Here is an 11,039-nt window from a genome sequence, read left to right on the forward strand (position 1 = left end):
GCGGACCGGGCGGGCATCGGCGCGCTGATGACCCGGATGCGCGTCGGCGAAGGCGGCACGCAGCTGTCCGGCGGGGAGCGGCAGCGGGTGTCGATCGCCCGCGCCCTGCTGAAGGACGCGCCGATCGTGCTGCTGGACGAGCCGACCGCGGCACTGGACGCCGCCGCCGAGCGGGCCGTCACGGATGCGCTGGCCGAGCTGCGCGGCGAGCGCACGCTGCTGGTCGTCACCCACCGGCCGGCCACCGCGCGCGCCGCGGACCGGATCCTCGTGCTCGACGGCGGCCGCATCACCGAACGCGGACGCCACGACGAGCTGCTGCGCCTCGGCGGCCGCTATGCCCGGTTCCACGCCCTGCGCGAGAACGCCCGCGGCTGGCGGATCCCCGCCGGCCGGAACACCGAAGGAGACTGAATGTTCGAGGTGCTGGTCGTCGGCGGTGGCCCCGCCGGCCTCAACGCGGCGCAGACGCTGGGGCGGCAGCGCCGCCGGGCGCTGCTGGTGGACAGCGGCGAGCCGCGCAACGCCCCGGCGGCGGAAATGCACATGTTCCTGTCCCGGGACGGGTTTTCGCCCGCGGCCCTGCGCCGGATCGGCCGCGCGGAGCTCACCGCGTACCCGACGGTCGAAGTCCGCGACGGGCTGCTCACCGGTCTGCGCGGCACGATCGACGACTTCACCGCGGAGTTCGCCGACGGTTCTTCGGTGCGGGCCCGCCGGGTGATCCTGGCGACCGGGCAGGTCGACGCGCTGCCGGAGATCGACGGCGTCACCGAACTGTTCGGCAGGGGTCTCTACCACTGCCCGTTCTGCCACGGGTTCGAGGCGGCGGACCGGGCACTGGCGGTGCTGGGCGGCGACTTCTCGCAGTCGATGCTGGCCCTCTACCTCGCCGACCGGTTCGCGAAGGACCTCGTCCTGTGCGCGAACGGGCCGCTGCAGGTCGGCCCGGAGCTGCGCGAGGCGCTGGGGCGCGCCGGCATCGAAGTCCGGGAGGACCCGGTCACCCGGCTGGCGGGCGAGGACGGCGACGTCACCATCGAATTCGCGTCCGGTGCGCCGCTGACGCGGTCGGCGGTGTTCCACCGGCCCGCCCAGCGCCAGCACGCGGATCTGGCCGCGGGGCTGGGCTGTGAGCTGCTGCCGGACGGCTGCGTGCTGGTCGACACGAGGCAGCAGACGACGGTCCCGGGTGTCTACGCGGCCGGGGACACCGCCCGGCAGGCCGAGCTGCCGGGCCCGACGCCGTTCGTGATCACGGGCGCGGCGGACGGCGCAAAAGCGGCAATCTGGCTGGAACAGGAATTGTTCCGCGCGGAGGTGGACGTGCCGATCCCCGGCTGACCGGATCAGCCTTCCGGTGGAGATCCTTCCTCAGCGGGCGAACCGGGTGTCCGCCTCGCGGGGAAAGGAACCCGGAATCGGCCGGCAACGCATTCGGCTGATTATCTTCGAAAGCGCATTGCCCCCAAAACCGTAAAGGATTGACTTCCATGACGAGTGTCATCGAAACCGCTGCCGTCCGGCAGGTGCCCGCCGACGGTGGCGTGCTGGAGCCGCTGGGCCTGGTCCGCAGCGTCTCGCCGACCAGCTGTGCCACCACCGTCGAGGGCGCGGAGCTGACCGCCCAGCTCGCCCGCATGGCGGGTCTGCACCACGCCGCGGCCCACTGGGCCGAGCGTGCGGCCGACCTGGTCCGCGGCTTCGGTGGCAACGCGGTGGCCGACAGCGGCGTCACCTGCGCCCCGTCGGGCAGCGTGGCGGTCACCGACCTGATCGCGGCGCGTGCGGCGCACTGCTGAACCTCGGCCCGCGAACGGCCGTCCGGTGGATGCCCTCTCCACCGGACGGCCGTTTCGCTTTGTCCTTGCGGAAAAGGGAAAGCCGGGCACCCCACCCACACCTCGAGCGTGCGGGGGGATGCCCGGCGGCGGCGCGATCAGGCCATGGCCGACCGGAGCGCGATCAGGTCGGCGGTCGACTGGTCGCCGAACGCCACGGCACCCTGCGCGGGCAGGCCGGCGGCGTCGTCGTAGCCACCGAAGCCGTGCGCGCGCATCAGCGCGGCGGCCGCGCGGCCGGCGGCGGCGTGGTCCGTCGCCGCTTCCGCGGCGTGCAGCGCCGCCCAGCCGACCTGGGCCACCCGGAACACGTCGAACGTCGCGCAGCTCACCGGCGTCTCGGCGCTGGGGAACTCGAGCGGGCGCACCGCGGCACCTTCGGCGAACAGCTTGGTCGCGGCGGTCTCAACAAGGTTCATTTTTCGTTCCTTCGTGATTGTCGGGAGTTCGACGAGAAGGAAGGCTAGCCGCCGCCGAACCGCCGCGAATCCATCAAGATAACGGCGCGATCGGAGAAAGTTCGTCCGGGAAATCAGGGGATTTCCAGCACCACGCAGGTGAACGTGAAGCCCCCGCCGACCCCGATCAGCACGATCTTGTCGCCGGGCTCGGCGAGCCCGGCGCGCAGCAGGTGGTCGAGGGCGTACAGGTGGTCGCTGCCGCCCAGGTGCCCCAGCCGCAGCCCCAGGCCGAGCAGCGTGCGCTCGCGAACCAGGCCGAGCGGCCGCTCGTAGCCGTGCTCGAACGCGTTGAGCCCCACGAACGGCGGGACGACCCAGCGGACTTCCCCGACGCTCGTGCCGGCTTCCGCCAGGGCGGCCTCCGCCACCGTCCGCACCCCCGCCACGTGCGCCTGCACCACCGACGCCGGCGTGCGCGTGCCCGCGGCGAAGAACTGGCGGGTCCGCTTGCGCACCACCGCCGGTCCGCCGGCGGGGCGGTCCCGGAACGGCTCGTCGCCGCGCTGGAGACCTTCCAGCGAGGGATCCGTGCGCGACACGCAGGAGAGCACCCGGGCCAGGCCGCCGCCGCGGCCGAGAACCGCCGCCGCGCCCGCGTCGCCGAGCGCGATCTCCGGGTCGACCTCGAAGCGGTCGATCGCGCTCTCGGGGAAGCGGTCGCCCACGGTGAGCAGGGCACGCGCGAAGTCGGGACGCCCGGCCAGCAGGCTCGCCGCCGTCTCGATCCCGGCCGCGGACGTGTTGCACAGCGCGGAGAACTGCATCGACATCGCGGGCGCCGCGGTCAGCAGCCGGTCGGCGACCCAGCAGGAAGCGGACCAGATGTCCAGGCCGGGGTAGGCCATCGCCCCGTGCAGGTGCGGCCCGATGGCCCCGGGCCCGGCCGCGTCCACGGCCTGCCGTCCGGCGCGGACCGCGAGCTCGGGACCGGACAGCGCGGACCACGCCACGGACACGATCCCGCTGTGGGCCGTGACGTGCCCGGGCACCGGTCGCGGCTCCCCGGCACACCGGCCGGTGCCCTGGATCCAGACGTCGTCGAACTTCACCGCAGCTGCCCTTCTTCGAGTTCCAGTACCCGGTCGGCCCGCGCGGCGAGCCGACCGTCGTGCGTCACCAGCAGGACCGCGAGGCCGCGGGCCCGGCGGCGGTCCAGGGCGGCCAGCACCACCCCGGCGGTGGCCGCGTCCAAGGCCGACGTCGGCTCGTCGGCCAGCAGCACCCGGGGCCGGGCGGCCAGCGCCCGCGCGAGCCCGGCGCGCTGGCGCTGCCCGCCCGAGCACTGGTCCGGTCGCCGTCCGGCGAACTCCGGGCCGAGACCGGCTTCGCCGAGCAGCCGGAGTGCTTCCGGGCGGGGGTGCCGCACGCCGTGGAGCACCCGCAGCGGCCGCCCCACCGAGCCGGCCAGGGTGCGGGCCGGGTTCAGCGCGCCGAACGCGTCCTGCCGGAGCAGTTCCACCTCGCCGGGCCGCGGCCGGACCCAGCCGTCCCGCCGGACCAGGCCGGCGCGGTCCAGGTGCCGCAGCAGGGTCGTCTTGCCCGCGCCGGACCTGCCGAGCAGCACGACGAGTTCGCCCTCGCGCAGTTCCAGCCCGCCGCCGCGGAACACCGGCTCGCCGACGCGGACGGCCGTCCGTTCGAGGGGCAGGGACTCCTGGCCGAGATCGAGCACGTCGTCGGCGACCCGGGCGAGCCAGTCCCGGTCGTGGCTGACCACGACGGCGGTGCGCCCGGCCAGCGCGGCGGTGACGCGGCCGAGGGTTTCGCCGTCGAGCGCGCTGGTCGGTTCGTCGAGCACCAGCAGGTCCGGATCGGCCGCGAGCGCCCGGGCCAGCGCGACCCGCTGCGCCTCGCCGCCGGAGATCTGGTGCGGGTACCGGCGTTCGATGCCTTCGGGCAGGCCCAGCCGGGCCAGCAGGTCACGCACGGCCCGGGGGTCGCTTTTCCGGAGTCCGTCCGCGACGCTGGAACCGATGCGCCGCAACGGGTCCAGGGCCGGGTCCTGGCCCAGGAAGCCGACGTGCTTTCGCCGCCACCGCCGGGCGCTCGCGCTCCCGGGGCGGATGGTGGTGCCGCGGTGGGTGAGCGAGCCGTGCCAGGACGTCGTGGCCGGGGGCAGGTCGCCGAGCAGCAGGCGCAGCACGCTGGTCTTGCCGGTGCCGGATGCGCCGGTGACGCCCAGGACGGTGCCGGGTTCGACGCGGATGTCCAGGTGCAGCACCCGATCGCCGCCGTTCCAGACACCGTGCAGGCCGTCTCTTCCGGACGGTGCTTTGTGGACTGTTTTCGGCCGGTGGCCGGGCCGGGCTCGGTCGAGGGCAAGGCTCACCGCGACGGCGAGCGCGGCGAGCGCCCCCGCCGGGGCGAGCACGGACCACGGGTTGAGGTCGGCGCCGGGCAGGTTCTCCCGCAGCATCGCCGCCCAGTCCGGAGCGGGCGGCGGCGGGCCGAAGCCGAGCACGGTGACCGCGACGGCGAGCTGCAGAGCGGTGACGATCCGCAGGCCCAGATCACCGAGCACGGTCCCGGCGACGGCGGGCAGCAGTTCGCGCACAGGGCTTTCACCGTGGGCGACGGCGGCTTCGACGAACCCCGCGCGGCGGAGCGGGCGGGCGGTCGCGTGGACGACGCGGGCGGACATCGGGACACCGAGCAGCACCATGACGACGGGCACGGCGGCCCAGTAGGGCAGGAGGACGGCGCCGATGAGGACGAGCAACAGCGACGGCAGCATCAGGACGCCCCCGCTGAGCCGGGCCAGGAGCCGTTCGCCCGTCGAGGTGGCGGCCAGTCCGGCGAGCGTGCCGAGGGCGGTGGCCAGCAGGCCGGCCGGAAGGGCGATCCCGAGCACGGCGGCCCCGCCGGCCAGGGTCCGCGCGAGGACATCCCGGCCGAGGACATCGGTGCCGAGCGGATGCCCGGCCCCGGGCGGAGTCCACGGCACCCCGGTCGCCTCGGTGGTGCCGGGAACGAAAGCACCGGCAAGCACGACGGCGGCGAACACACCGAGTCCCCCGAGCGGCCACCACCGCCTCACCGCGCTCCCCCGGCACGGCCGGGGCCGCCCGCCTCGGCTGCGGAGCCGGCCAACGCCGGGGATGCGGCATTCATGGCATCCACCCCGGACGCGGCCTCTAAGCGCTCCCCGGCCCGGCAAGCAACGCCCGGCCCGGCCACCGAGCCCGCCAGCGCCTGGCATGAGTCATTCACCTCGCCTGACGCCAGGAATGAGTCATTCCTGGCGTTCGCCGGGGACCGCGGCCTCATCGGGCTCCCGCCTTCGCGACCCGGTCCGCCACCAGCACCGCCCCGAGCACCACCACCGCGTCCACCAGCGCCACCGCCTGGACCACCGGCACGTCGCGGCCGGCCACCGCGGTCGCCAGCAGCCGGCCCAGTCCCGGGTACGCCAGCAGGGACTCGACCACCGTCGTCCCCGCCAGCAGGGCGCCCGCCAGGATGGCCGCTCCCTGGGCCACCGGGGCCGCCAGGTGCGGCAGCACGTGCCGGACCACCACCCGCACCGGGGAGACTCCGCGCAGGTGCGCGTCCACCACGAACGGCCTCCGCAGAACGTCCGTCACCGGGCCGCGCACCGATCGGGCCAGCCACGCCGCCGAGGGCAGTGCCAAGCCCAGGACCGGCAGCACCAGGACCTCCGGCGCGTCCCACGCCGAACCGCCCACCGGGACCAGCGACACCGCCGGCAGCAGCCGCAGGCCCGTGGCGAACACCAGCACCAGCCCGCTCACCAGCACCACCTCCGGCAGCGCCGCGAACGCCGCCACCGCCGCCGAGCCGGCCGCCCGGCGGGCGACCACGAGCGCCACCACGACCCCCGAAACCACCGCCAGCAGCCACGCCGGGACGACGATCAGCGCGCTCGCCCCCAGCCGCTCCGCCAGCACCGGACCGACCGGTCGGCCGTCCACATAGGACCGGCCGAGGTCGCCGTGCAGCAGCCCGGCCAGCCACGAGAAGAAGCGGCTCCACCACGGCCGGTCCAGGCCCAGCTCCGCGCGCAGCGCCGCCAGCCGGGTCGGGTCCGCCTGGCGGCCGGCGAGGACCTGGGCCGCGTCCTGGGGCAGCGCCGCCGTCAGCAGGAACACCGCCGTCACCACCGCGGCCAGCGTCGAAACCGCCCGGGTCAGCGTTGCCACCACACGCCGTCCAGGAAAATCCGGGCGAATCCGCTCCCCGTCGGCAGCCCCTGGACCTGGGGAGCCGCGACCGTCAGCGCCGCCGCGCTGCCCCACACGACCCAGCCGCCGTCCAGGGCCATCCGCCGCTGGATGCCGCGCAGCAGCTCGGTGCGGCGGGCCGGGTCGGTCGTCGCCATCGCCGTCGCGAAATCGCGGTCCGTCTCGCTGTCCTTCCAGCCGGTTTCGTTGTAGCCGGACGTGCTCAGCGCGGTCTGGCGGACCCACACCGGGAACGGCAGGTCGGTCGTGTAGCCCAGGCAGAACGGCTCCACCGTGTACACCTGCGTCCAGTACGTCTCCGCCGGGTGCTGGCGCACCTCGACCGTGATCCCCGCCTCGCGCAGCTGGCCGGCCACCGCGGTGGCCGTGGACACCATCCCCGGGTACGCCGTGGTCGTGTTCAGCACGACGCTCAGCCCGCCCGCCAGCGAGCGCGCCTTCGCCACATCGCGCGCGGGGGCCGCGAGATCGCGCGGGCAGGACGGGTCGGACGGGCCCGGCGCGTCGTTGCCGACCGAGCCGTAGCCGAGCAGGACCGTGTCGACCAGCGCCTGCCGGTCGACCGCCAGCTTCACCGCCTGCCGCACCCCGGGCCGGTCGAACGGCGCCTTGTCCAGCCGCATCAGCAGCGGGTACGTCAGCGCATCCGGCCGGGAGCCGACCGACAGCCGCCCGGTGCGCTCGGCGGTCTCGGCCGTCGCCGGGTTGACGTTCGCGGCGACGTCAATGAGGTTCGACACCACCGCGACCGACAGCGCCTGCGGGTCGGCGAAGCCGCGGATCTCCAGCCCGTCCAACGGGGTCCGGCCGCCCCACCAGCCGTCGTTGCGCACCAGGGCGATGCCCTGCGCGTCCGCTCGCGCCAGCCGGAACGGTCCCGATCCGATCGGGTCGTCGAACGTCTCGGTGCCTTCCGGGACGACGAAGGTCACTCCGGCCAGCGTCCGGGGCAGCTCGGCGTCCGGCAACGCCGTCACCAGCTCCAGGACGTTGCCGTCCGCTGTGGACTGTCCGATGTCGACAGTGCCGAGCCGGGCCCCGTTGGCCGCCGCCTTCGCAGAGATCCGGCGCAGCGAGTACAGCACGTCGCGGGCGCGGACCGGGCGGCCGTCGGTGAACACCGCGTCGGTGCGCAGCTCGAAGCGCCAGCGGGTGGCGTCCGGCGACGAACTCCACGACGTCGCCAGCCGCGGCCGGACCTCGCCGTTCTCGCCCGGCACGCACAGCACGTCGTAGAGCGCGGCCATCCGGACCCAGTCCGACTCGTTGAACAGCGCGCCGTGCGGGTCGGCGACCGCCGTCGCCCCGCCCGCGGCGACCGTGCCGTAGCGCAGGGTGCCGCCGCTCGACGACGTCCCGGCGGACCGGTCACAGGCCGCCAGCGCGAGCCCGCCGCCCAGGACGAGCGCGGCCCGCCGCGAGAACTCCCGGCTCACGCGGCACCTCCGAACCCGGACCAGTCCCCGGCCAGCGACAGTTCGACGCGGTCCTGCCACGGGTCGTCGCGCAGCACCGGGTGGCCGGTCGCCACGAGGACGTCCGGGCAGTGCGTTTCGAGCAGCCGCGCGGAACCCCGCACCACGGTGTGGAAACTCGCCGAGACCGGGCCGCCGGTGTCCTTTCCGGACAGTCCGAGCGCGTCGAGCATGCTCAGCACCCGCAGGATGCCCGCCTGCGCGGTGAGCACGGCGGTGGCCGCGGCGCCGTCCGGGTTCGCGCGGACCGCGGTCGTGGCGATCCCGACGGCCGCCGACGCGAGCAGCGCGGCCTGCACGAGGTAGGGCCGCGGCGCCGACCGGGCCTCCCCGTACTGCTCGGCCAGGTGCCCGGCGAACGCGATGGCCGTCTCCGGGCACACCGTGCCGAGCGCGGCCAGCGCCCGGCCGGTCTGCTCCCACGCGCCACCGCGCCGCAGCGCGCCGTTGAGCGGGCTGCCGAGCAGCGTCTCGATCACCTCTGTCCGCGGCACCGCCGGGTTCGCCGCGTCGGCGACCACCCCGACCGGGAGGAGGTTCTGGGTGTAGAGCCAGTTGGGCAGCAAGTCAGAGTCCTGTCTTCTCGAGCGCGGCGGAGATCCGGGCCGCAACCGTGGCCACGGCGGGGTCGTGCAGGATCGTGTAGTGGTGCGCATCGACCTCCTCGACGGTCAGCTCGCCCGCGACGTACGGGCGCCAGCCGAGGTCCGGTTCGTCGAAGGAGTCGTCGACGCCCATGCCGATCCGGCTGTTGCGCGGGGCCACCACGCCCGCGCGCAGGAGCAGGACCGGCACGGTCTCGTCGAGCGGGCTCGCGTGGTGGCCGGCGAGGCCGCGCAGGTGACGGGCGAACACCTCGAACCGCCGCTCGTCGAGGGTCAGCCCGTCGGCTTCCAGCCGCTGCCGCAGCTCGTCCGCGCCGAGCTCGCCGTGGTCGAAGCCGAGGAACGACTCGACCGAGCGCAGGTAACGCAGCCGCGTCTCCTCCTCGCTCTCCGCCGCGTCGAGACCTTCGAGCGCCACGATCCGCTCCGGGCTGTTGGCGTCGATCATCAGCAGCAGCGCCACTTCTTCACCGGCGGCCCGCAGGGCGCAGGCGACCTCGTGACCGACCGTGCCGCCCATCGACCAGCCGCCGAGCAGGTAGGGCCCGTGCGGCCGGCAGGCCCGGATGACCCGCAGGTACCGCCACACCATTTCCGGGATGCCCTCCGGGCCCGCGCCGTCGACCAGCGCCGGGTCGGTGAGCGCCACGACCGGGTTCGGCGCGTCGAGGCGGCGGGTCAGCTCGGTGTAGCAGAGGACGTCACCGCCGGAGGGGTGCAGCAGGAACAGCGGGGTGCCGGTGCCCGGCTTGAGCGGGACCGCGACGCCGTCGTCGGCGTGCAGCGCACGGGCCAGCCCGGCCACGGTCGGGTCGGCGAGGAACTCCCGTGGCGGCACCGCCGGGCCCGGGAGCCTGCCGAGCATGCGGACCGCGAGCAGGGAATCCCCGCCGAGGGCGAAGAAGTCGTCCGAGCGGTCCACTTCGGACACACCGAGCAGCTCGGCCCAGAGCCGGGCGATCGCCTGCTCGGTCTCCCCGGTCGGCGCGCCCGCCTCGGCGGCACTTCCGGTCTCGGCGGTGGCGACTGCGGCCGCGCCGGACAGGCCGACGTGCTCGTCCCAGCCCCGGCCCGCGGCCAGCTCGCGGACCCGCGTCAGGACGTCGACGAACACCCCGTCCACCAGCTCGGCGCCGAACAGGTCCTCCACGACGGCGACGTTGAGCACCAGCTCGCCGACGAGTTCGAACACGCGCAGCTCGAAGTACACCTGCGGGGTCCGGATGTGCTGGGCGTAGTCGCCGACGTCGATCCGGCCGAGCGGCCCGGCGGTCTCCGGGCGCTCGCCGCCGACGGCGTTCTCCAAACCCAGGGTGCTCTGGAAGACGAACGGCGCCACCGGCCGCGTGCTGCCGCGCCGGCGGGCGAGTTCGCGGGCCACCTCGACGCCGCTGACCAGGTTGTGCGCCAGCGACCGCGTCAGTTCGCCGTGCACGCCGCGGGCCAGGTCGGTGAACGCGCCGCCGTCGCCGAGGTCGACGCCGAGCAGCGCGGTCGAGGAGAACGCGCCGATCATGCGGTCGACGTCCGGGTGCAGCGGCAGGCGGGCGGCCTGCAGGCTGTTCAGGAGGAACCGGCTCTGCCCGGCGGCTTCGGCCAGCGCGACGGCGTAGGCCGTGAGCAGGACGGCGGTCGGGGTCAGCTCGCGGCGTGCGCACTCGGCGCGCAGTGCGGCCCACTCCGGCGACGGCAACCGCGCCTCCCGCGCGGCCATGAGCGTCGCGGTCACTTCCCGCGGCCGGACGCGCAGCGGCACCTCGGGTGCGGCGGGCAGCGAGTCCAGCCGCTGCCACCACCAGTCGCGGTCGGCGGCCCACTCGGTGCCTTCGCGGATCTCGGCGAGCGCCGCCGCGTAGTCGCCGAAGTCGACGAGCAGCGGGGGCAGCACCGTGTTGGGGTCGGCGACGTAGGCCAGCAGCTCGCGCTCGAACAGCGCGGCCGACCAGCCGTCCACCACCGGCAGGCTGAACGAGGTGAACAGCCGCCCCCGGCCGCCGGGCAGCAGGACCAGGCACATCTCCAGCCCGGGGCCGGTCACCGGGTCCGGGCCATGGCTGCCCATCCGGTCGCGGATCGCCAGGACCTCGCCTTCGTCGCCGTCGCGCAGGTCGACGACGTCGAGGCGGAGCTCGGCGTCCGGCCGGATGCGCTGGGTGCCGTCGGGCAGGATGCGCGCCCGCAGCATCGGCTGGTGGGCGACGACGCGGCGCAGCGCGTCGGCCAGCGCGGCAGGCGCCCGGTCGGCGTCCACTTCGGACAGGGCGACGTCGGTGCAGACGTGCGCCGAGTCGTAGGACAGCTCCCAGCCGCCCTGCTGGCCGACGAAGTACGCCTGCTGCAACGGCAGCAGGCCGAACGGCTCGGCCGGATCCGGGCGCCGGTCGACGCGGGTCGCCAGCGCGCGCGGCGCCGGGCCGCCGGCCGAGCGCGCGTGGACGACCGCGGCCAGCTCGGC

Annotated in this window: 10 protein-coding genes; 3 read left to right on the plus strand and 7 right to left on the minus strand. The window is 75.1% G+C overall.

Annotated elements, in window-relative coordinates:
* From CCN39_RS39755 to CCN39_RS39765, 3 genes are all read left to right on the plus strand, one after another.
* Positions 1 to 414 (plus strand): ATP-binding cassette domain-containing protein (locus tag CCN39_RS39755; RefSeq protein WP_143264332.1); only part of this gene is annotated, 414 nt, incomplete at its 5' end.
* Positions 415 to 1,344: an NAD(P)/FAD-dependent oxidoreductase gene (locus CCN39_RS39760; protein ID WP_086851240.1), complete on the plus strand. Its 930-nt coding sequence runs from the start codon at positions 415 to 417 to the stop codon at positions 1,342 to 1,344.
* 149 nt (positions 1,345 to 1,493) lie between these two features.
* A complete protein-coding gene (locus tag CCN39_RS39765) occupies positions 1,494 to 1,802 on the plus strand; it encodes a hypothetical protein (protein WP_086851242.1) in 309 nt (102 codons plus the stop codon).
* Between the two features lie 137 nt (positions 1,803 to 1,939).
* On the opposite strand, the gene CCN39_RS39770 is transcribed toward CCN39_RS39765, so the two are convergent.
* From CCN39_RS39770 to CCN39_RS39800, 7 genes are all read right to left on the minus strand, one after another.
* Entirely contained in the window at positions 1,940 to 2,260 is a 321-nt protein-coding gene (locus CCN39_RS39770; RefSeq protein ID WP_086851244.1) for a hypothetical protein, read from the minus strand.
* A gap of 113 nt (positions 2,261 to 2,373) precedes the next feature.
* Entirely contained in the window at positions 2,374 to 3,351 is a 978-nt protein-coding gene (locus CCN39_RS39775; RefSeq protein ID WP_086851246.1) for a 3-oxoacyl-[acyl-carrier-protein] synthase III C-terminal domain-containing protein, read from the minus strand.
* Complete coding sequence (locus CCN39_RS39780; RefSeq protein ID WP_208630595.1) at positions 3,348 to 5,306, minus strand: ATP-binding cassette domain-containing protein; 1,959 nt, start codon at positions 5,304 to 5,306, stop codon at positions 3,348 to 3,350. Before CCN39_RS39780 ends, CCN39_RS39775 begins: the two co-directional genes overlap by 4 nt.
* A 259-nt stretch (positions 5,307 to 5,565) precedes the next feature.
* Positions 5,566 to 6,462, minus strand: coding sequence for an ABC transporter permease (locus tag CCN39_RS39785; protein WP_158104590.1), 897 nt, complete (start codon positions 6,460 to 6,462; stop codon positions 5,566 to 5,568).
* On the minus strand, positions 6,450 to 7,940 hold the full coding sequence (locus CCN39_RS39790; protein WP_086851249.1) for an ABC transporter substrate-binding protein: 1,491 nt from the start codon (positions 7,938 to 7,940) through the stop codon (positions 6,450 to 6,452). The genes CCN39_RS39785 and CCN39_RS39790 overlap by 13 nt, the downstream gene beginning before the upstream one ends.
* Positions 7,937 to 8,545 (minus strand): hypothetical protein, encoded by a 609-nt coding sequence (locus CCN39_RS39795; RefSeq protein WP_086851251.1) that lies wholly within the window; start codon positions 8,543 to 8,545, stop codon positions 7,937 to 7,939. The genes CCN39_RS39790 and CCN39_RS39795 overlap by 4 nt, the downstream gene beginning before the upstream one ends.
* 1 nt (position 8,546) lies before the next feature.
* Positions 8,547 to 11,039, minus strand: a 2,493-nt coding sequence (locus CCN39_RS39800; RefSeq protein ID WP_086851253.1) for a thioesterase domain-containing protein, incomplete at its 5' end; no start/stop codon positions are given.

The organism is Amycolatopsis kentuckyensis (assembly GCF_002155975.1).
In the GTDB taxonomy this organism is placed as follows: domain Bacteria; phylum Actinomycetota; class Actinomycetes; order Mycobacteriales; family Pseudonocardiaceae; genus Amycolatopsis; species Amycolatopsis kentuckyensis.